We start from the raw sequence: 20,310 nt of genomic DNA on the forward strand, positions 1-20,310 counted from the left end.
GCTGTAGGTGGCCTCTCCACTCCGACTACTTAAAGCTCGTATAGCTTCCGCGGCGACTTGGTCAGGACTTCATAGCCAGATTGTGTAACACGAAACGTCTCGCTGATGACGTACCCAAAATCTTCTTCGATCCAGTTGCCGAGCATTAGGTGGAAGGTCATATTTGGCTTCAGCTCTGTCATATCGCCGTCCTTCAGACTCGCGGTGGGTTCGCCCCAATCAATACCCATGGCGTACCCACAACGTGAATCCTTCTGAAATCCGGCCCTTTCAATTGTGCGATAAAACGCAGTCGCCACGTCGCTGCAGGTTGCGCCAGGTCGAACGGCATTCAACGCCGCCTCCAAGCCTGAGACCTCGGCATCATGCAGACGCCGAAGACGATCGCAGGGAGCACCAACTGAAAACGTCCGCATGATGGCCGACACGTACCCGTGGCGGACGCCTGCTATTTCAAGATTGATCTGAGAACCTTCGCGAATGACGTCTTCGCTCCACTGGATATGGGACGTACCAGTGCGTGGAGAAGAGCAGAGTGTCATCGGTGCAAGATCAGTCCCCTCTTTGCCACCAGCCCCGCGAATGAGCTGCGCTGCGATTTCTGCCATTACTTCGGCTTCACGAACACCAGGGCGAATGACTTCGGAGGCTTTCAAGACTCCCGCGTCAGCGATTGCGGCGGCATCGCGCATCATTTCTAGTTCGAGATCAGACTTGATCATTCGTATCCAGGCAACGGAATGCGTGCAATCAACGATTCGGGCGGTTTTAAAACGAGATTTGAATTTCTCGGCGGACCTTGAGGAGAGATAGCCAAGCTGCACTCCAATGCCGCGCTCCACAGCGCGCGCTTCGTGTACGAAATCAATGATCGCATCAAAACCATCCTTAAGCGGATTTCCGATCAATGCTTCCGAATATCCGATAATGTTTTTGCGGTCCAAGAACGTTTGGTGTACCGCTGCTGGCGCATCCTGGCGCCGCAATATGAAGGTGGGCTCTTCCTCCTTCATAGAGATCACGACCGCTTGCGGCACATAGCTCGACTTAGCCGTATAGCCCGTCAGATAGGTGATATCTGAGGAATTCCCAACGATCAATGTCTCGATTTCGAGCCGGTCCATCTCCGACTTCACCGCGTTGAGACGCCTTAGAAATTCAGTGCGAGGAAATACTTGGGGCCCTTTGATAACCGGCATTTCTTTCTCCTTTTGAACGGTTAGTGATTGACAACGTTCGCGCCTTTTGCTGAACGGTCGACGGCAGTGCGGACGATGCACCGGGCTGCGACATTGGATTAAATTGACCGACTATTTGGTTACTATTCTCTGAAGAGCCAACGGCTCAGCTACAGCTTTCAAACATGCGGCCCGCATTGAGCTCTTCTGCGCGCTGAAAGGCTAACGTGGCAATCGTAGTATCCTGAACACCTGTACCGGTAAGATCGGCTGTTGTGATGTCTGCCTCGCGATTGCGGCCGGCCCTTCCGCCGGCAATAACTTGACCCAGTTCCGGAAAGTCCCGTGTCGCCCGCAAACAGTCCAGGCTCTATCCCATGATGAAGTTCACCTAGCGACGTCGACGTCGTGAGAGGATTACGGAGGACGTGATTGGCGATCCTCTCACGTGCCTGCTCGATCAAATCTAGGCTAATCATAGGATACACCTGCTCCAGAAACGGTCATAGTGCCTAACATGGTAGTCAAAAGTGCTGGTTCTGCGTCGACCGCGACCTGTGCACACCAGTTGAGCAGCTTGCCCGTTGAGCGGTCGAAACAAATAGCGATGGGTAGGGGGCCGGAGCCATCTACGAGCAACGGTCTTGCGGGTGCGTTTGCGCCGTCAGAGCCGAAGTGTTTTTGACGTTTTCCCTAACGCGCATACCGACCGATCCTCCATCAGGCGTTCCAATCACACTAAATGGGATAGACGAGGTGCGCGAGCGGCATCAATTATTCAGAAGCGGGAATTCTTATGATCTGAAGAAAGCTATCATCCGTCGGCCGACACACACCAAAGTCGTTGCGCTATTATTCTATTCAATCGAACTCGCTGCTTCCACTCTGCCTGGAGTGGAGACGAGCTGCTCGATTTCTGCTTGATCCAATTCAGGATGATTCTGGGTTGGCTGGCGCCCGTTGAGCAGCCAAAATTGCTGGGCGAAGCAGTGAAATTCAGTACGCGCGATTTTCCCCGCGCGTTGACGCCGCCTTTCGGCATTTGATTTTGGAAAATGTCGCGCTGGCTCAGGCGACAGTGGCAGTCTTGGGGAAGTTGGACGGTAGCAGGTCGGTGAGATCGGCGTCGGCGGCGCGCTGGGGCAATTCGGTGAGGACATGGCGCAACCAGGCGAACGGCTCGACGGGTGAGGCGCGGCAGGTCAGCATCAGGCTGTAGAATACGGTACTGGCCTTGGATCCATCCACGGTGTCGCTGAACAGCCAGATGCTATGACCATTTCTCCTTGCCAGGTTGTGCTCTATGCGCAGCTTATCCGTTGGCCATTTCGGCCGGGAGAAGGATGTATTCATCATGACCGGTTACGACGCATATGTCGGTCTGGACGTCCACAAGGACTCGATTTCCGTGGCAGTTGCCGACGGAGGACGGTCGGGCGAGGTTCGCCTTATCGGGACGATACCTAACGAGCCGGAAGCGCTTTCCAAGCTGATTGGGAAGCTTGGAGTTTGTCTATGAAGCTGGTCCATGCGGTTACAACGTCTTTCGGCAAATTGAGGCACTCGGGTTTGATTGCAGAGTTGTAGGGCCAAGCCACACCCCGTTCGGCCGGGCAATCGGCAGAAGAACGATTCGCGCGACGCTATGATGCTCGCGCGATTGTTGCGTGCCGGCGAACTAGCCTTTGTTTGGGTGCCGGACGCAGTGCATGAAGCGATGGGGGACCTGGTGCGCGCTCGTTCGGTAGCTTCTCACGATGCGCGGAAAGCACGCACATTGATACAACAGCCCGCGTCAACTCATGGCATACCTCGGCCTGGTGCCGGGGGAACACTCAAGCGGCGGATCTGTGCGACCACGAGGAATAACCAAGACAGGCAATTCCGCCCTGCGCGCCTTGCTGTTTGAAGCAGCTTGGTCTTACCGCGGTCGTGCCAAGGTTGGGAACTGGATGCACCAGCATCGCCCCGACGTGCCGCAGGCTATCAATGACATTGCTTGGAAAGCCCAAGTCCGGCTGAGCGCTCGTTACCGGAAGTTGGTCGGTTCAGGCAAAAAGAGCACTGTCGCAATCACTGCTATTGCTCGCGAACTCGTAGGATTTCTATGGGACGTCGCTCGTAGACCTGAAGGCGAACCGGGGTTACCCACAGCCTGAAGCCGAGTTCAAAATCAACGATCGGGAATGGTCAGGGCGTCGGGAGCGGAGAAGGAAACCTCGGGCAAAGTGTTTGGACAGGTTCTTCCCACGTCCGCAGCCAGATCGAGGCAGCCTTCCGACGCATCGTCATCATTGGGAGCCAACCCCAGGAAAAGAGTTTGAGCAACCGTCGAGTAGTCCCGGCGCTCTGACCCATCCCGACCGTCACATAACCTTGCTCGTCGCCTGCATCGCGGCCGGCGCTTTAAGTTGTGTCTTAACTCTGGACAATGATCATAAGAACTCTTTCTGCCAGTGGCAAAGATTCTGATATCGCATTCGAGAAGGTTGTTGTCGATCGGCATCCTGCCGTCTTCGGCGTAGCGCGTCAGATATTCCCATTGGTTCAGACTGTAGAATACGGCATCGCCAAGCTTGCTCTCCGGCAAGACCTTTCTTGGCGATTTTATCGAGCAATTCCTACGACGGTCCCGGTCCTTGCGGCAGGAAAGACCGATATCGACCGTCGACAGGCTGAGGGAAACGCCTTCGCGTTCGAAGCGCTCGACCTGACGATTGAGCGGCAGATGCTCCCGAAGTTGGGTCTATGTCCGCGACGTTTCGGCGGCACAGCCGCACCGTCGGCGATGTTCTACTATTCCCGTGATCGCGCGGGCGAGCACCCGCAGGCGCATCTCGCCGGCTGTAGCGGCATTCTGCAGGCGGACGCCTATACCGGCTACACCAAGCTCTATCTTCCGGATCGACGGCCCGGCCCGGTAACGGAAGCAGCCTGCTTGGTCCATGCGAGGCGGTCTTTTTTTGCGATGGCCGACGTCGAGGCGAATGCGCGCCGAAAAGCCAGGGCAAGACGCCGGCCGTCATCTCGCCGATCGCTCTGGAAATGGTGCAACGGATCGATGCCCTGTTCGACATCGAGCGCGAGATCAACGGTCAGCGCGCGGAGGTCCGAAAGGCCGTTCGTCAGGAGCGGAGCCTGCCTCTGGTTCTCGGCCTGGAAGCGTGGATGAAGGCTCATCGTGCCAAGCTGTCTCGCAACGATGATCTCGCCAAGGCCTTCGATTACCTGCTGAAACGCTGGTCTGCCTTCACCCTCTTCCTCGACGACGGGGCGTGTCTGTCTCTCGAACAATGCCGCCGAACGCGCCCTGCGCGGCATAGCGCTGGGCAGGAAATCGTGGTTGTTCGCCGGATCGGACCGCGTGGCCAGCGCGCCGCCATGTACAGCTTGATTGTCTCGGCCAAAATGAACGACGTCGGTCCGCAAGCCTGGCTCGCCGACGTGCTTCACCGCATTGCCGGTTATCCCGCACATCGGCTCGATGAGCTCTTGCCCTGGAACTGGAAGAGCGCGTCGCCGGCGGCACACATGCTGGCAGCCTAAAGATGCCGGCTTCTCTGGTACGCCTGAAGGTCACCCTCGACCATGTCGAACCGACGGTGATGCGGCGCGTTGTGGTGCCGTTCCGCATCAAGCTCCCTCGCCTTCATGAGGTGCTGCAGGCGGCGATGGGCTGGAGCAACAGCCACCTTTACGAATTCCGCATCCGCGACGTCGGCTTTGGTCCGGCTGACCAGGACTGGGGAGATGGCCCGCTCGATGCGCGCAAGATCTCGCTGCTGGCGGCAATCGAAGACATCGCCGCGAAATCGTTCAAGTACCTTTACGACTTTGGCGACGGCTGGACGCACAGTATCAACATCGAGCGCACCTTCCCCGTCATCGGCCTTGCAGAGCCAATGCTCCTCGAAGCAACCGGACGCTGCCCTCCCGAGGACATCAGCGGACCATATGGAGAAACCCTCCTTCTCGACACTCGAAGAACCTGGTTTGTCGCGAGCGCCGATTTGGAGACTGGAACGGAGTAGCCTTTGTGAGGACTCGCGCTCTCAGACCTGATACCGCGAGATGCAAGCCCGCTTATCAGCCGCAGAGTTCGTTTCAATCTCGTAGGCACCCCGAGATGTTCCAAATAACATTCCCATATCAGGCATAACACTTCGCATCTTCCAAAGGAGCTCAGTTCGCGGGATGCGTATATCGCAGACAAACAAAGCAGAAAGGGGAACATTTCAATGTTTAGCAGACGCAGAATTTTGCAGTTGAGCGCGTTGGCCGCGGCGGGTTCGTTCATTCCGCGCTTTACGCTTGCCCAATCGACCTCTTCGCTGGTTGAGGCTGCCAAAGCCGCGGGCCAGGATCGCGTTGTAATCAGTTCCGGGTCCGGCGTCTTCGCACAACTAATGGACGAACTGTTCTTTCAGCCATTCAAGAAAGCGACAGGTATTTCGGTTAGTGGGGTGGATTCGGTAGACTCGCTCGTGCGCATCAAAGCAATGGTGCAGTCGGGCAACATAGAGTGGGACATTGCATATTTGTCCCCCGAAGAGGTCTCGGACGAATTCAAGCCGTACTTCGAAAACCTTGGCGCAAATTGCGAACAATTGCCGAACGTTAGTCTAGAGGGAGTTGACGGATCTTGCTTTGGAGGATCTGCAGTCGCCTGGGATCAGGGCGGCCTTGGTCTGGCTTACGACGAACGTGCATTTCCAGAGGGCGGCCCAACCAACTGGGTCGAATTTTGGGACGTCGAAAAGTTCCCCGGGCCCCGGGCGCTTCCCAACTACGGCAGTCCTTGGCAAGTTCTGACGGCTGCACTCATAGCGGACGGTGTTCCTCGTGATAAGCTCTTTCCGCTGGATCTTGATCGCGCATTTAGGAAGCTCGACGAGCTCAAGCCGAACATCGCCGTGTGGTGGGCCGCGGGTGACCAGAGCCAGCAGCTCTTTCGCAGCAAAGAGGTGGTTGCTTCGGCGATCTGGAACGGTCGCGCTTCTCGCCTTCAAGCAGAGGGCGTCCCAGTCCGGTTTAGTTGGGATGGCGCATGTTATGAACCCATGACTTATCGCTTAGTTAAAAACGGGCCGAATCCGTTGGCTGCCAAAGCGTTGCTCGACTTCCTTTATACTCGGCCGGAAGCGCACGCAGCGTTTATCAAGAAGATGTCCTATGCGCTTCCGAATAAGAAAGCCATTGAACTGCTTGATCCGAAATTCGCGTCCTCGCTTGTCACTGCACCCGAGAACTTGCCCAAAGTAGTCAGGATGGACGCTGATTGGATCAACGCCAATCGTGCGGTCCTCAGTGAGCGCTGGACCAGTTGGGTTAGTGGGTGAGATAGATATTCTGGCGATGGGTCTCGAACTTAGACTTACTCCAGGTCGAGACCCATCATTCTGAGCCCCCGACTGCTACGACCATCCCAGGGCCCGACGGCGCAAAGGTACATTAACTTGAAACTCAGTGAGTATGTCCATTTCGACGCGACCGGGCTAGCGCATCTCGTACGCTCCGGCGAGATAGCTGCGGTTGAGCTAACCCGCTTAGCTCGCCTCGCCTATGACGAGGTCAACCCTCGCATCAACGCAGTCATTGAATTTTATGAAGACGCAGAGACCGTTGCGAGTTCGGATTCAGGCCTTTTTCACGGCGTCCCGTTCCTACGCAAAGACATTGGGCCCAGCGAATCTGGCCGTCTTCAAGAAAAAGGGAGCCGGCTGTTCAAAGGTTATCGCCCTAAAACGGACAGCTTCTACTTCCGTCGCGCTCGCGCGGCCGGGCTCCGAACTGTCGGAAGAACAACAACGCCGGAGCTAGCGATATCCGGCACCACTGAAACCGTTCTCAACGGCATTACTCATAACCCATGGAATTTAGATCGCACTGCAGGAGGGTCCTCCGGCGGGGCCGCTGCGGCAGTCGCCGCCGGAATCACCCCAATAGCGCATGCCAGCGACGGCGGCGGATCGACCCGGGGTCCCGCAGCCTGGTGCGGACTCGTAGGACTTAACCCGTCTCGCGGTCGAGTTTCAGGAGGGCCGGCCCAACAAGATACAAAGTTTGGTCTGTCTCGATCGTTCGTTCTTTGTCGTACCGTGCGCGATATGGCTGCCGCACTGGACGTGTTTTCCGGCTCGCATATCGGCGATCCATTTACGATCGTTCAGCCTGAACGTTCCTATGTAGCGGAACTTTCGCGACCGACCAGTGCCCTGAAGATTGGGGTCGCTAGGACTACATGGGGCAAGCTCGATCTTGATCCAGAAGTCCTGCAAGCCGTCGACTCGACCGCCTCGCTTTTGGAGGAAATGGGGCACTCGGTGGCAGAGATCGAAGCTCCGTTCGATTATAAGGAGTTCATAGAGACTATTCTCCTTTGGGAGGATCTTGACGCGGTGTCGCTTGAAGCGGCGGCACAAGCCCTCGGTCGAGAGATCAGCCAAGACACCCTAGAGCCGGTAACGCTCAAGCTTTACGAACGTGGGCGAAAACAGCCATTGTCGATCTGGAGCGAGGTGGACGAAGGGTTTCGAAGACTTCGCTTCCGCGTCGCCGAGGCTATTCATTCATTCGACGTTCTGCTTACACCTACGCAGCCGATCGTGGCCCACCCGCATGGAACAATTTACAGCCTCACCCACCCAGCAATCTCTGCAGAAGAGTGGACGGAAAAGGTCTACAAAGGTTGCCATATGCCAATATTCAACATTACTGGACAACCTTCTGTCTCCTTGCCACTCGCACAAAGCACAGACGGGTTGCCAATCGGTCTTCAGATCGTCGGTCGCTTCGGCGACGAAGCCACACTCGTGCGGGTAGCACGAGACTTGGAAGAGGCTAGACCGTGGCGAGACAGGCACCCTGGCGTTCGGGCAGGCGGTGATCGATGACCCTTATGTTCAATTATGTTTTTGTGGTCAGATTCGGAGACTAACGGGTACGCCACCCACGCTCCCGAAATTGAGCTTTCCCCAGCATGCTCCTCGCTGGGGCGGGCCCTGGCGGCTTCGGTTCAGCGTCCCCGGCGTTTGCCGCGATATGTTCAAGATCTTGATCGCCGCCCGCATTGATTTTAGCGCCGCCAGACTGATCTCGGGGGTATATCCGGAGAAGAACTCATCTGCTGTGACGTCACCACCTGTCGCGGCCTGAATTTGGCTCCAAGGAAGCGCCAACTTTGACAGTCGGATACATTTTTCGGCGCCGATTATTTTTGCAGCAGACGATCTGAGTCTGATGCATCAGAAGCCCGCATTCTGGCAGCCACCCTTGAAGTTCGGCCATGAGGGCCCCTGCTTCTTGCTCGGTCCGGCAGTGCGCCAGACTATCGTCCGCATACCGACACCCATGGAAGATCCGGATGTGCCCGGGTCATCCAGACGTCAAACGCCTAATGCAGGAGCAGATTCGAAACGATTCGGCTGAGCACGCCCACTTGCGGGGTACCACGCGTGCTTTCAATGCTTCTCCGCTCTTTTTCATAGGCGCGGTCAGCCATCTTTCGACGTCGTTGGATAAATGCAGTTCGACTAACCCGCTCCGCCGCGCCGGAGCGGCAAGGAAGTGATATATTCAGTAGGGGCTCCAACTGCGAGAGGAAGGGACGGCGGTTCGCAACCCATTCTATCGGACGGAGGGCTCGTCATGCCCCCCACTTCGCCAGCGCATGAGCGAGGACATGCAGGTGTGCAATTTCTCGCTCAAGATTCAACTCCCGTACCTGCAACAAGTGTCGCTGTTTTGCACGACATTTCGGCAGGTCGCCGGACTTACTCGGCCGCGAGGACGCCCGGCCGATCTGGCCTATCTGGCCAACGAGAAGAAACTGGCGCCGGTTCGATCCACAAAAGCTTCGCAAGCGCGGCTTCGTTCGGTTCAAGATGCGCGTGAAGATAGGTCAGCGTGGTTTCGACCGTCTCATGTCGAGCCATAGGGCGATGACCGAGCAATCCACGCCCGCCTGTGGCGAAATATTTGTTCAGCCGCGCCTGCACGCCGCCAGCTGAGCTTGCCGAAGGGCGTGCTGTGCCAACACCGCGGTCGAGATGAGCGGAACGACGCCGGGAACACTCATCGCGCGGCGGCAATTCGCAATTCGCCTCGTTCTGGCTGATCTCTTCGATTTCGTGCGTGACCGTTTCGATACGCTCGTCGAGCCATAGCCAGTCTTCGAAAAGGCCGACGATCAAGTCACTTATGCGCGGCGAAATCTCGTCCGCGCGGTTCTTCGAGATTTGGAAACAAAGAGTTGCGCAATGCCCGCATACCCGCCCGCACCGCAATGCCCTACTCGATGAGGAAAACTCTGATCTAATTTGATGGTCGCCGTACGCCGCGAGACCAGGCGCGATCGCACGCGATGGCAAGCCTGTAGATCGAGCTTCTCCTGGGCGTAGAGCGACAATCTGGATGCGATCAGCGCGACAATCTGGATGAGATTCTGGTGTCGCGGTTGTCGGCGACGGCATCACCGTGATTGTCGCTGGCAAGGGCTTCGTTGGGTTCTGATTGTCGCGCAGCGTCAATCTCGGCGGCGTTTCTGATTGTCGCGAAGGAAGCCGGCCTACCGCGTTGGCGTTTGGCTTCCATCGCGGATCGACGCCGGTAGCTTTCGACATTCATCTCAAAGATGGTCGCGTGGTGGACGAGACGATCGACGTCGGCGAGTGTCATGGCGGGATCGGGGAAGACCCTGTTCCAATCGCCGAAGGGCTGGTTGGCGGTGATCATGATCGATCGCCGCTCGAAGCGCGCGGAGATGAGCTCGAAGAGCACGCTCGTTTCCCGCGTGGTCCTTGGTCACATAGGCGAGATCATCAAGAATGAGCAGATCGAACTTGTCGAGCTTGGCGATGGCGGATTCGAGCTGGAGTTCACGACGTGCCACCTGCAGTTTCTGAACGAACTCGGACGCATGAACAGCACCCGCCAACCGTTCTCGATGAGCGCGAGGCCGATTGCGGCGGCGAGATGGCTCTTGCCGCCACCGGGCGGGCCGAACAATAGGATGTTCGCTCCCTTAGCGAGCCATCGCCGGCGGCGATCGCCATGACCTGTGCCTTGGAGACCATCGGCACGGCGTCGAAGTCAAAGCTGTCGAGCGTCTTTCCCGGTGGCAACCGCGCCTCGGCGAGATGGCGTTCGATGCGGCGGCGATCGCGTTCGGCCAGTTCGTGCTCGGCGATCACCGACAGGAACCGGGCCGCTGGCCACCCTTCCTTGTCGGCCCGTTCGGCAAATTCCGGCCAAAGGACCTTGATGGCCGGGAGGCGGAGTTCATTGAGCAGCGTGCTGAGCGTGGCGGCGTCGATGGCAGGGGCGTTTCTCATGCGGCGTCCTCCAGATGACGCGCGTCGATCAGGGCCTCATAGCCCTGGAGGGAGGCGAGACGAACGTTCACGGCGGGCAACTGTGCCGGATCGGGCGCGAAGAAAGTCCTCAGCGCGATGATTGTCCGGCAGTTCGCCCGCATCGAGTGTTTTAGCGAGCCGCTCTGCCAGTTCCCGCTCGCAGCCCCGATCGTGGGCAAGGCCAGGAGCTCGACGGTGATCTTGCAGGCCTGCTTGTCGGAAGGCCGGTCGAGCAGGGTCTCGAAGGCCCTTCGGTATTCCTGCCGTGGAAACAGCTTGTCGCGATAGACAAGCTGAAGGAGCGCCACCGGCTTTTTGCGCAGCGAATGGATGACATGCCGATAATCGACCACCTGGTCGTGCTTGCCGCTGGCATGCGCACGCCCTCTTTGGAGCGTCATCAGATGCGTGCCGCCGATAAAGAGCTCGTAGTAAAGGCGCACGCGCAGCCGGTGCACGATGAGCCGTGATGGCACGGTGTAAAAGACCTTGCGCAAGGTGAAGCCGCCGCTGCGCGAGACCCGCACGACAACCTCCTCAAAATCGCTGGTTCCCGGCAACGGCTGCAGCGCCGTCCGCTCGGCGTCGATGCGCTTGCCGTAGCGGGCATTACGCCGGCTGACGATCTCATCGATGAAGCCTGATAGGCATCGAGATCGTCGAAGTCACGGGTGCCGCGCAGCAACAGGGCATCGCGGATCGCATTCTTAAGGTGGCCATGCGGGCTCTCAATCGCACCGTTCTCGTGGGCAATGCCCTTGTTGTTGCGGGTCGGCGTCATCCGGTAGTGCGCACAAAGCTCTGCGTAGCGCCGCGTCTGGTCCTCCTTGGCATTGGCATCGAGATTGCGGATGGCCGCCGACAGGCTGTCGCTGCGATGGTAAAACGGCGCGCCGCCAAGGAACCAGAGAGCGTTCTGCAGCCTTCGGCCAGCACCACGAAGCTTTCGCCACCGAGGACGACGTGGGCGTGTTCGAAGCCGGAATAGGCGAGCCGGAAGTGATAAAGCAGGTGATCGAGCGGCTGGCCTGCGATCGTGATCCCCAATTCGTTCATGTTGGTGAAGTCGGCCCCAGTCGGCCGGGCTCATGAACATGGCGAAAGATGACGTCCTGCTCGTCGCCATTGGTGGCCCGCCAGGCACGGATCCGCCGTTCCATTGTCCGGCGAACGCCTTCGCTGAGGTCGGGATGGCGGCGCAACATCTCCTCGAAGACGGCGACCGGACGAATGCCAGGTGCCGCCTTCAGCAGCGGCACGACCTCGGCATCGAAGATGTCGGCGAGTGGGTCGGGACGCCGACGACCGCGCGGCTTCTTCATTTGTGATGGCAGTTGCGCGTTCTTCTCGATGCGATAGGCCGTTGCTCTGCTGAGCGACGCCTTCACGGCGGCGACATCAACTCTGTGCTCTTGTCGTAACTTCATGAAAAGCCTCATCTGCTGATCGGTTATGTGACGACCTGGCACAAAGGTGGTTCCCCGTTCTTCGAAGAATCCAACCTACCGGTCGAACCGCAATCACCAGATAAATCGGCGCGGCAGCAGCGGTAGAACTCCGTTCGGGCTACGCCCTCTCTGCGTTCCACCGCTGCTGCCGAGTCTCATCTTGATTGACGCTTCGTCTCATCTTGGTTGTCGCGCTGCACCTGGGACTTTTCCTTCACAGTGCGCAGCTTCGGCCGCAGGGCTGCTTCGGCGATCACTTCCGCGTCGTTGTAGTCGTTCTTTTGCCCGTTCGCGAACGGCTTAACGTAGATCCCGGAATAATCCTCGGCTCGTGACCGAGAGGGCGCAGTGTGCGACTGACGAGATGCGCGCTCAGCCAGGCTTCCATGCCGACGATGCACGGCGACAACTTCCTGAACGTGTCGGCAAGGGCCAATCGCTTGATCTTGCGACGGAAAGCGATCTTCCCGTCAGTATCGAAGCCAAATATGTGAAAAACATCCTTGCCAAGGCCGACGCCGATCGTCGTCAGCGTCGAAAGAGGTAATCGGTTTTGGTTTCTCCACTGCTTGTCCTGTTGCCACGGGTATAAGCTTGTGCAGACTAACCCGCCGGGGGAGCAGCCGGTCCATCCCATTAGCGGACGTTGCGCAGTTGACTTACTGGCGACCTCATTGTTCGGTCACGTCACGGGCGCGAAAAACGAGTTATTGGTTGGCTGCGGCTACGAACGGCGCCAGTTGCTCTTTCGATCGAAAGCACCGGCTCGGGAGGAAGGTCCCCGTCGTGCAGAGCGGCAAGGCGTTTGTCGACATCCTGGTCTGTTGCGGTCAGCCTATGGTTCAGACGGAGATAGTCCGTCCATGTCGGCGTTCTAAACGTCTCCGTCCATAAGGTAGGGTTTTGTAAGTTGCGCTGGAGCGTCCAGTTCCGTGCGCCCGCGCGGCTCTGGATGCGCCGCCGGTCGCGCATGCACTCGAGAAAGGCCTCGAGACGATGCTCTCCTATAACGTAGTCCACCTTGATCACGATAGGGCCGCTTCTCGGCTGCAGGTTAAACGCGAGCGGCGGCGGTACAAACTCAGAGGCTTCCCGATCCGTTTCTTCCCACAATTGTATCGGCAGCACGAATGCAGCGCCAGCAGCAAGGAGCAGAACCACAGCAGCAGCCTCGAGAGCGATCGTCAGGGAGAAATTCTGGGCAACCGCGCCCCAGACCCAACTGCCTGCCGCCATGCCGCCGTAGGATAGGGCATAATAGATCGAAAGCGTCCGACCGACGACCCATCTGGGGCTCGATAGCTGTATCGAAACGTCTAGTCCGGTCCAGGTTAGTAGCCAGCCTGCGCCACCGACCGCCAATGCAAGGGCCGCGATGGGGATCGACGCTGTGAGGGGTAATACGAGGCAGCATATGGCACAGGCAATGGATGCCAATGCGATGAGACGGTCCTGGGAAACAATCCGTCTCAGATGGTTTGTGCCGAGACCGGCGCTGAAGGCACCTACCCCGAACGCAGCGAGGAGTGCACCGTAAACGATGGGTCCGCTGGCCAAATGATCGCGGACGATCAGGGGAAGCAGCGCGAGGATCGAAATGCTCGCAAGACCGAACACGGCGCCGCGTGCGATCGCCGCTCTGATTTCCGACGACATTGCGGTGAAGCGCAGCCCATCATGAATGGCCGTAACTACGCGCTCGCGCGGGAGCGAAGACGTGCGAACGTGCCATTTCGACCGCGATATAGCTGCGAGCGGGACGAGATCGCTCAGTGCTGCCAAGACGAAAGCGGCAAGGGGCCCAAAGAATGCCAAAATGGCGCCACCCAGGGCCGGGCCTGTGCTTCGAACAATATTATAGCCGACCGACATCAGCGTCACCGCGGCTGGGATGTCTCGCTTCTTCAGAATATCGCCGACAGAGGCGTGCCAAGCTGGATCATTCAAGGCAAAGCCGCACCCGGCCAGGAAGCCCAATCCCAGTATCAACCATGGACTGACGAAGCCCAGTGACACGCAAATCGCCAGCGTCAGGGAGGCCAGAGCAATCAAGCAGTGTCCGGCGAGCATCACGCCCCGTCGGCTGAAACTGTCGGCGATGGCGCCGGCGAGAACGGAGAGGAAGAATGCCGGCAGTGTGGACGCGCCCTGTACGAGCGCGACCATCAGATCGGAAGCCGAAATCGTGGCCATGAGCCAACTGACGGCAGTTGTCTGGACGAGCCAGCCGAGGCTCGAGATTTGTGTCGCCGTCCAGATTGAACTAAATGCGTGGTTCCGGAGCGGGGCAAACGTTGTCGAGATGGCCGAGTGCGAATCTGCACGATGCATGATGATGGCTTTCCGGACTAGGTTGGCGTCCATGTTAGTAGCGTCATGTTGTACCTGGAAACTCCCCTGCGCCTAAAGCTACCGAACGAGACATTCGGCGAATACGCACATGCAAGCAATTCGCTGTCCATTATGTGCATTCCCAAAACATTATTGACTGAAGCGTTGGAGTCGCACTGGTCAGTGGAAACTGGGAGAGAAACCAGCGTTGTGACAGCTCACACGCATCTTCCTTCAACTCGCGTCATCCTGTCGACGATTGAAGTAAGTCTCAGTGAACGAAACGGTAGTCAGGCCAAGGCCGTAGAAGAGGTATCTCCAGTAGGCGCCGACCCGACTGTGCAGGTACATCGTGTCTTTGTGCACTTCATTGCATAATCAACAGCGGCCTCGCATAACGGTACTTGCCTTCCTTGACCGCTGAACGCCGTGCAATTCTTAATTGCGAGCTCAGTTTAACCGGCATGCTCCGTTTAAATTCGCATTAGTCGAACGGACGTTCATGATAGATAGTGGACTCATAACCATTCTCGCGCGTCAGGGCCGCGCGCAGCTGACACGGGGTCAATCGATTAAAATCACAAACACCGATGGCAGCCAAGTGATCGACACTTGGTGCTTTAATGCTGATGACCTGACGGAGTTTATATCGATGGGGCTTTTGCGCGCGGCGCTAGGAAGGCTGTGGCCCCTCAAAGGTGACCTCTACACACGAACAGGCGGCGGCCGATTCTGACGGTGGTGGAAGACACCTCACCGAGCAGGCATGACACCACAATGGCAGGGTGCGACGACTATCGTTATGGCCAACTCGGTTGTAGCCAATACCACGACAATTGCGCCGACAATCTGAGGTCGGCAATGCGTCAAATCGGCCTTACGGTCTTGGAGGTGCCCTGCCCCTTGAATCTCTGGATGAACTTTCCGGTGGCGCTCGATGGAACACTTACCTCGGGGGAATTCCTGTCGAGGCCGGAAGACTTTGTCGTGATACGAGCGGAACTGGATTGTATCGTCGCGATGTCCGCCTGCCCGTGGGACATTGCATCTACAGATGGCATGGTCTGTGTGCCCACCGACGCACACTACCAAGTCCTAGGCTAGCGATGAAGGTCTGGTGTCGCGCACTTCGAGCAGGTGCTCGCTTCAGCAACCCCGCCGCTTACGATCGGAAAAGCGAACGGCTGGTGCGTGGCGGCCCGAGGCCGGATTTGTTCCGGAGCATCGTGCAGTTTTTGTGTAATCTCTCAGGAGCAGAGAAATGACGTCTGCGATGTGGAATCTGCCGATTCCGAACGTCCACAATTTGTGCGCCAGTTCAGGCGAATTGACTTTCGTCGGGGGCGCTGGTGATTTCGATGCGACGGGACGGATTCGCCACCCAGGTGAACTGGATAAGCAGATTGAGGGCGCGATGGCCAACGTGGCGGATGCGCTCGCAACAGAGTCTTGCACTCTCGACGACGTTGTTCGGATAAAGGCGCATTACACCGCCGAGCGCGATGATTGGGTCGTGATCGCGGCCCTAGCATGCTTCTTCAAAGCGGAGCCCATGCCCGTGATCAGCACGATGCCAGAGGCTTTGCAGCCTTTCTGCGGCCAATGCATTCAAATTCAGGTCGTTGCGCAACGCGGTTGGCGCACGCACTCTGACATTCGAAGTGTGCCGCGCCAAGTCCCCCCGAAGAGACGCGAGTTATTAGGGGGGCGGACGGTTACTGGAGGCCTGCGAGCTGGCGAGTTCATCGCGCTGGCCAATCGCACAGCGGAGGACCTTGAAGGCGCGGTGCGCCACCCGGGCGATGGCGTTGCCCAAATCAACTTCATCATGGAAACACATTCGGAGACGCTGGCTGGGCTCGGCGCTTCCTTCCAGGACTGCATCAAGTTTGAGGGGTATTACCTCTATGGCCCTTGCGGCGGCACGCGCGAGCGATGGGAGCCACTCGCAAAGGCGCGGGCGAGCCACTTTCGTGAGCCGGGGCCCGTCGCGACTTCTGTTCCCTGCCATCGCCTCAATCCGAATGAGGCGCTGACCAAAATCGAGGTCATGGCAATGCGCGAGCAGAGGAACGGCCTCGACAAGTACATCTCGCGTGAGGACCATTGGCCCGAGCGCGTGTGGGACTGGCCGATCCCGTTACCCTATCGCCAAGCCATCCGGCTGCGCGATACGGTATGGCTAGGAGGCCAGTGGCCCGGTCGTCCCTACGACAACAAATGGCAGGCTGTGATGGAGGGGCAGCTGTTGCCTCAGACCCGCTTCACTATGAGCTACATCGAGGACCTCCTACGTCCCTTCGGTCGGGAACCCGCGGACATAGTTCTCCTGGTGTGCTACTTCAGTTCAACTGGCACCCAAGCTGAAACTGTTGCATTAACCAACACCATTGCTGCTTCCGTCGGTGGGGCGCTGCCGCCCATGACGCTCATACCATTGCCCATGTACTCGCCTGAAAATACTGTCGAAATATGGGGTGTTGCCCGAGGCTGAACGCTACAGCTGTGTCTACGAATGCGCCGCTAGCGCTCGAATATAGAGGAGAAAGATACCACGAAAGGTCGAGGTTGCCGCTCCGGGTCAAGCGTAAAGTCAAGTCCAGACACAAGTCGATCTCCGATCCCAATGCAGAACCGGCAACTTCACAGATCGCGACCACTCCCGAAAGGTGGTCCCGAAACACCGCTTACTCATGTGCCCATATCCGTCGAGAAGATCGTCGGTCACCATTGTTGCAAATTTTCGGGTCGTATCCATCTATTTGCCCATTCTCGTGTGATCTGGGCAGATCACCATGCCGGGACCGTTCATGTGCAACTCGCATCGCTCATTAAAAGGGTCAACTGATGTATTTCCAGGGATGACCGCACTGAGTCCTGCAATTCCTCAGCTTAAGAGGAAATCGCCACCATCCGCTATTACTACCTGGGCGGTTATGTAGGACGCGCCTGCCGCGAGATAAGTGATGAGTTCCGCATACTCTTCAGGCTGACCAATACGCTGAAGCGGAACAGCGGTTCGCGCCCACTCCTCGTTGTCCAGCCCCCATGAGCATTCCCAAGGAGAATTTACCGCTCCGGGTGCAATTCCGTTGACCCTCACCCGAGGTGCCAAAGCCTTGGCCAAATGTCTAGTCAGGTGAGCCAGCCCGGCCTTGGCGCAGGCATACGCGGTACTGCTACCGGTGCACGCGAATGCGCCTGTGGATACCGTGTTGACTACCGCGCCATGGCTCTCCATGAGAGCGGTACGGGCAGCCTTGGTCATCCAGAACGCACTCAATAAATTAACGTCCAGCATCTTCTGCCAGAAGGCTGGGGTAAGAGCATCAAAGTCATCTACTGGGATTGGCGACTTCGTACCGGGTGCTCCAGCGTTATTAATTAGATAATCAAGGCCGCCGAGCACTTCCAAGGCAGATGAGACAACTTTGTGCGCGGAGTCTGGTTGGCTGACATCTCCCGGCACGCTATACACGTCAAGACCGTCGTCCCTTAGTTTGGTGACTTCAATGATCAGCTTTTCGTTTGTGCGTAAGCCATTTATCGCGACACTAGCGCCAGATCTTGCGAGTCTTGTCGCTGTGGCAAGACCGATACCGGAAGCCGCTCCTGTTACAATAGCCTTTTTATTCCGCAAATCAAAGTTTATCATGACGTCTTCCTTGGGTTGTATCATACTCATTTCCGGAGAGTGCTATTGCACTGCTAAATTTTCGCACGGTCCCTGCCTTTGGGTGCCTTTTCGCTGCCGACGAAGGCAAGGGTATGGGCAAACGACAGGTGAGGTACCTACGATCCAGCACCGACACTGGCGATACTTGCGGCGTAGTGGTGGATCGACGCCTCGCGTCGTTCCGTCGGTCATGTAAATCTTTGCTACGGATCCATTGACGCTGCACTCCCACCTTGATTGCCTCGCCGCACTGAGGCGGTCGATCACATTGAGATATCGTGGGCGCGCCAACACGCCACCACCGAGTCCGGCCACGGTGAGCACAGCCACAATTTCTACGCCTTGACGATCCAACGCTGGGCTTGGACAAGCGCTAAGGACTCCTGTCACGTCGGTCTGAACCTCAGATGTTCCCGACTGCACGTCGTACTGCAATTATCCGCTTCTCCCGTGCGTCGTCGGGGAGCCTCTTTGCGTGCGCTGCCAAGAGTTGCGGACGAGGAGGTCACGCAGTGCATTGGTCAGCGGCGGACCTGGCAGGCGGCTCCAGTCACTGTCCATCAGGATCGACCACTTTTCTTCATTTATCTCGCCGGGGGCCTCCGGACGATCTACCCAACCCAATTGGGCCTCACATGGGCCTGAAATGCCATAGCGGAGACCAGGTCCGCTCTTAATGATGCTGTCGATCTCTTCCATCGTGGCCTCGTCGGCCGCGATCATGTGGAACGCCTCGCGGAACATCGCGGCTTGCAGGCGATTGCCGATAAAACCCGGAATGGCTTGCGACACTACAATCGGTTGTCTGCCGATGCTGCGGTACAGTTCGACTGCTGCTTCAAGTCTTTCTCTCGGCATTTCAGGTATGCCGACGATCTCCATGGCCGGGACCAGGTGCGGAGGGGAAAAAGGATGTGCTACGAGGAGACGACCCGGGTTGGGAATGTCTCTAGCGATATCGCCTGGCAAAAGTCCTGATGTGGAGGAGGCGATAATCGAATCGAGCGGCGCGAGACTGGCAATTTCCCGGACCAGCGCGCGTTTGAGATCTATCTGTTCCGGGGCATTTTCCTGAATGAGCTCTGCCTCGGCCACCGCCTCGGCCAAAGTGGCGCAAAGTCGAAGGCGTGTACGTACAATGGGCAAATGAAGCTCTTGCAATTGCGGCTCATAGCGGTCGAGGGCCGCCACTAGACGATCCTGCCAACCCGGTGCTGGATCCCATGCGGTCACCTCATGGGTGCCAGTCATGAACAACGCCACCCAGCTCGCGCCTATTTCCCCTGTGCCGATGCATGCGATGCGCATAGATTACCTCATATCAATGGATCTGGAGAGTGACTTCTCAAATAGGCTTCGAGAAACCTGATGAACTTGAAGCGATGACAACATTAGGTGCGAACAGACTCAAGCGTCATCCGGGATATGGTTGTGATGTCGTAGATAGGCAGCCCTGTCATGCAACGGATTGCCGGCGTTATCGGCGGGAATCCAGTGCAAGTGAAGAGTAGCGCAGCGATGTCCGGATTTGCGACGCGGAGCCGCGCGACACAAGCAGCCACATCATTCTCGATGTCGGCGATATCGGTCGGTTGCGGCGGACGCATGGACGCGTTTTCAGACATCTTACCGCCTTCGACGCCGCCGATGACGATCCGATCCCGGTCGGCCTGATCAATGAGCCCAAGCAAATCATCTCGAAACACTCGTGAATCAGCTGTGACAACAGCGAGTTTGGCTTTTGGCGGCAGTTGGCGGAGCAGCGTCGGCACTAAGAGCAGGCTGGACATTATTACCGGAACACTTACCGCCGCAGCCACCGCTGCCTGATGCCGGACAGCAAAGCCGCAGTCCGAGCTGATTACGACTGCGCCTCGCTCCACCAGCCTCCGAGCTGCCGCCACAAAAGCAGGCTCGAGTGCAGGTTCGCCCTGCATCACAACATCCGCCCAGGCTCCCTCGACGGTTTCCGATATTACGGGAAAGTCGAAAGTAGCTGAACTAAACAGCGACCCGGACGGCTCCGCCGGCGGCGCCACGCCGGCCGGCAAACCGGGTTCCAAGCCCAAGACTCCAAGACAACTTCCGGCTTGCGACGTCATTTCGCCTCAGGTCATGTAGTTACATTTGATGTGCATGGTATATGCGCCTTCGTCAAATATCGATTGTCGCCGCCGACCACCTGGGTGCAAGATGGCCATGTGCGATAGCAGGTTCGGAGATCTAGTGGTTACAGCCTAACAGAAGAGTCCGATTTGGGATTCCCTTTGGGAAGTTGTGCGTGCGAGTCTGGCGCATGCGTACAGGAAGATGATCCGCTACCA

At 57.7% G+C, this 20,310-nt stretch carries 11 protein-coding genes and 11 pseudogenes; 8 read left to right on the plus strand and 14 right to left on the minus strand.

The genetic code is table 11. The annotated features are described in order from the left end of the window. Positions 1-29: 29 nt before the first annotated feature. From PYH37_RS30555 to PYH37_RS30565, 3 genes and pseudogenes are all read right to left on the minus strand, one after another. Entirely contained in the window at positions 30-1,199 is a 1,170-nt protein-coding gene (locus PYH37_RS30555) for a M24 family metallopeptidase (RefSeq protein WP_280736267.1), read from the minus strand. A 145-nt stretch (positions 1,200-1,344) separates the two neighbouring features. Continuing rightward, positions 1,345-1,536: a hypothetical protein gene (locus tag PYH37_RS30560; protein WP_425336176.1), complete on the minus strand. Its 192-nt coding sequence runs from the start codon at positions 1,534-1,536 to the stop codon at positions 1,345-1,347. A gap of 710 nt (positions 1,537-2,246) precedes the next feature. Beyond that, positions 2,247-2,450: pseudogene (locus tag PYH37_RS30565) on the minus strand (transposase domain-containing protein); the annotation flags it as partial. Between the two features lie 82 nt (positions 2,451-2,532). Between PYH37_RS30565 and PYH37_RS30570 the strand changes: the two are divergent. Continuing rightward, positions 2,533-3,337: pseudogene (locus tag PYH37_RS30570) on the plus strand (IS110 family transposase). Between the two features lie 284 nt (positions 3,338-3,621). Here the strand turns inward: PYH37_RS30570 and PYH37_RS30575 are convergent. Then, a pseudogene (locus tag PYH37_RS30575) lies at positions 3,622-3,774 on the minus strand (IS66 family transposase); the annotation flags it as partial. Positions 3,775-3,933: 159 nt separating this feature from the next. On the opposite strand from PYH37_RS30575, the pseudogene tnpC reads away from it, so the two are divergent. From tnpC to PYH37_RS30600, 5 genes and pseudogenes are all read left to right on the plus strand, one after another. Further along, a pseudogene (gene tnpC, locus PYH37_RS30580) lies at positions 3,934-4,724 on the plus strand (IS66 family transposase); the annotation flags it as partial. 2 nt (positions 4,725-4,726) lie between these two features. Next, positions 4,727-5,209 (plus strand): plasmid pRiA4b ORF-3 family protein, encoded by a 483-nt coding sequence (locus PYH37_RS30585; RefSeq protein ID WP_280736265.1) that lies wholly within the window; start codon positions 4,727-4,729, stop codon positions 5,207-5,209. Positions 5,210-5,416: 207 nt separating this feature from the next. Continuing rightward, positions 5,417-6,517 (plus strand): ABC transporter substrate-binding protein, encoded by a 1,101-nt coding sequence (locus tag PYH37_RS30590; protein ID WP_280736264.1) that lies wholly within the window; start codon positions 5,417-5,419, stop codon positions 6,515-6,517. A gap of 117 nt (positions 6,518-6,634) precedes the next feature. Next, complete coding sequence (locus PYH37_RS30595) at positions 6,635-8,071, plus strand: amidase (protein WP_280736263.1); 1,437 nt, start codon at positions 6,635-6,637, stop codon at positions 8,069-8,071. A 776-nt stretch (positions 8,072-8,847) separates the two neighbouring features. After that, positions 8,848-9,015: pseudogene (locus PYH37_RS30600) on the plus strand (integrase); the annotation flags it as partial. A gap of 13 nt (positions 9,016-9,028) precedes the next feature. On the opposite strand, the pseudogene PYH37_RS32640 reads toward PYH37_RS30600, so the two are convergent. The 7 genes and pseudogenes from PYH37_RS32640 to PYH37_RS30625 form a co-directional block, all read right to left on the minus strand. Next, positions 9,029-9,144 (minus strand): annotated as a pseudogene (locus PYH37_RS32640) (integrase); the annotation flags it as partial. A gap of 63 nt (positions 9,145-9,207) precedes the next feature. Next, positions 9,208-9,573 (minus strand): annotated as a pseudogene (locus PYH37_RS32645) (IS110 family transposase); the annotation flags it as partial. A gap of 23 nt (positions 9,574-9,596) precedes the next feature. Beyond that, positions 9,597-10,151, minus strand: a pseudogene (locus PYH37_RS30605) (ATP-binding protein); the annotation flags it as partial. After that, the gene (locus PYH37_RS30610) at positions 10,055-10,510 is read right to left on the minus strand and encodes an ATP-binding protein (RefSeq protein ID WP_280736262.1); all 456 of its coding nucleotides are present in this window, start codon (positions 10,508-10,510) and stop codon (positions 10,055-10,057) included. The gene PYH37_RS30610 and the pseudogene PYH37_RS30605, both read right to left, overlap by 97 nt. After that, a pseudogene (gene istA, locus PYH37_RS30615) lies at positions 10,507-12,000 on the minus strand (IS21 family transposase). The gene PYH37_RS30610 and the pseudogene istA overlap by 4 nt, the downstream one beginning before the upstream one ends. Before the next feature lie 137 nt (positions 12,001-12,137). After that, a pseudogene (locus PYH37_RS30620) lies at positions 12,138-12,511 on the minus strand (IS110 family transposase); the annotation flags it as partial. 155 nt (positions 12,512-12,666) lie between these two features. Then, the gene (locus PYH37_RS30625; protein WP_280736261.1) at positions 12,667-14,310 is read right to left on the minus strand and encodes an MFS transporter; all 1,644 of its coding nucleotides are present in this window, start codon (positions 14,308-14,310) and stop codon (positions 12,667-12,669) included. A 502-nt stretch (positions 14,311-14,812) separates the two neighbouring features. On the opposite strand from PYH37_RS30625, the pseudogene PYH37_RS30630 reads away from it, so the two are divergent. Continuing rightward, positions 14,813-15,414: pseudogene (locus tag PYH37_RS30630) on the plus strand (DUF1989 domain-containing protein). Between the two features lie 157 nt (positions 15,415-15,571). Then, positions 15,572-16,804, plus strand: coding sequence for a RidA family protein (locus PYH37_RS30635; RefSeq protein WP_280736260.1), 1,233 nt, complete (start codon positions 15,572-15,574; stop codon positions 16,802-16,804). 393 nt (positions 16,805-17,197) lie between these two features. Here PYH37_RS30635 and PYH37_RS30640 read toward each other — a convergent pair whose 3' ends face one another. The 3 genes from PYH37_RS30640 to PYH37_RS30650 all read right to left on the minus strand — a co-directional run bounded on the left by PYH37_RS30640 (position 17,198) and on the right by PYH37_RS30650 (position 20,049). After that, entirely contained in the window at positions 17,198-17,989 is a 792-nt protein-coding gene (locus tag PYH37_RS30640) for an SDR family NAD(P)-dependent oxidoreductase (protein WP_280736259.1), read from the minus strand. Between the two features lie 432 nt (positions 17,990-18,421). Beyond that, positions 18,422-19,294, minus strand: a complete 873-nt coding sequence (locus PYH37_RS30645; RefSeq protein WP_280736258.1) for a 3-hydroxyacyl-CoA dehydrogenase NAD-binding domain-containing protein — start codon at positions 19,292-19,294, stop codon at positions 18,422-18,424. A gap of 83 nt (positions 19,295-19,377) precedes the next feature. After that, positions 19,378-20,049, minus strand: coding sequence for an aspartate/glutamate racemase family protein (locus PYH37_RS30650; RefSeq protein WP_342394684.1), 672 nt, complete (start codon positions 20,047-20,049; stop codon positions 19,378-19,380). Positions 20,050-20,310 lie beyond the last annotated feature (261 nt).

Origin of the sequence: Sinorhizobium numidicum (genome assembly GCF_029892045.1) — a bacterium.
Taxonomy (GTDB): Bacteria; Pseudomonadota; Alphaproteobacteria; order Rhizobiales; family Rhizobiaceae; genus Sinorhizobium; species Sinorhizobium numidicum.

Coding starts and splice junctions, on each gene's coding strand:
- PYH37_RS30555 (WP_280736267.1), bottom strand. CDS start 1,199: ATGCCGGTTATCAAAGGGCCCCAAGTATTTCCTCGCACTGAATTTCTA.
- PYH37_RS30585 (WP_280736265.1), top strand. CDS start 4,727: ATGCCGGCTTCTCTGGTACGCCTGAAGGTCACCCTCGACCATGTCGAA.
- PYH37_RS30590 (WP_280736264.1), top strand. CDS start 5,417: ATGTTTAGCAGACGCAGAATTTTGCAGTTGAGCGCGTTGGCCGCGGCG.
- PYH37_RS30610 (WP_280736262.1), bottom strand. CDS start 10,510: ATGAGAAACGCCCCTGCCATCGACGCCGCCACGCTCAGCACGCTGCTC.
- PYH37_RS30625 (WP_280736261.1), bottom strand. CDS start 14,310: ATGCATCGTGCAGATTCGCACTCGGCCATCTCGACAACGTTTGCCCCG.
- PYH37_RS30635 (WP_280736260.1), top strand. CDS start 15,572: ATGACGTCTGCGATGTGGAATCTGCCGATTCCGAACGTCCACAATTTG.
- PYH37_RS30640 (WP_280736259.1), bottom strand. CDS start 17,989: ATGATACAACCCAAGGAAGACGTCATGATAAACTTTGATTTGCGGAAT.
- PYH37_RS30645 (WP_280736258.1), bottom strand. CDS start 19,294: ATGCGCATCGCATGCATCGGCACAGGGGAAATAGGCGCGAGCTGGGTG.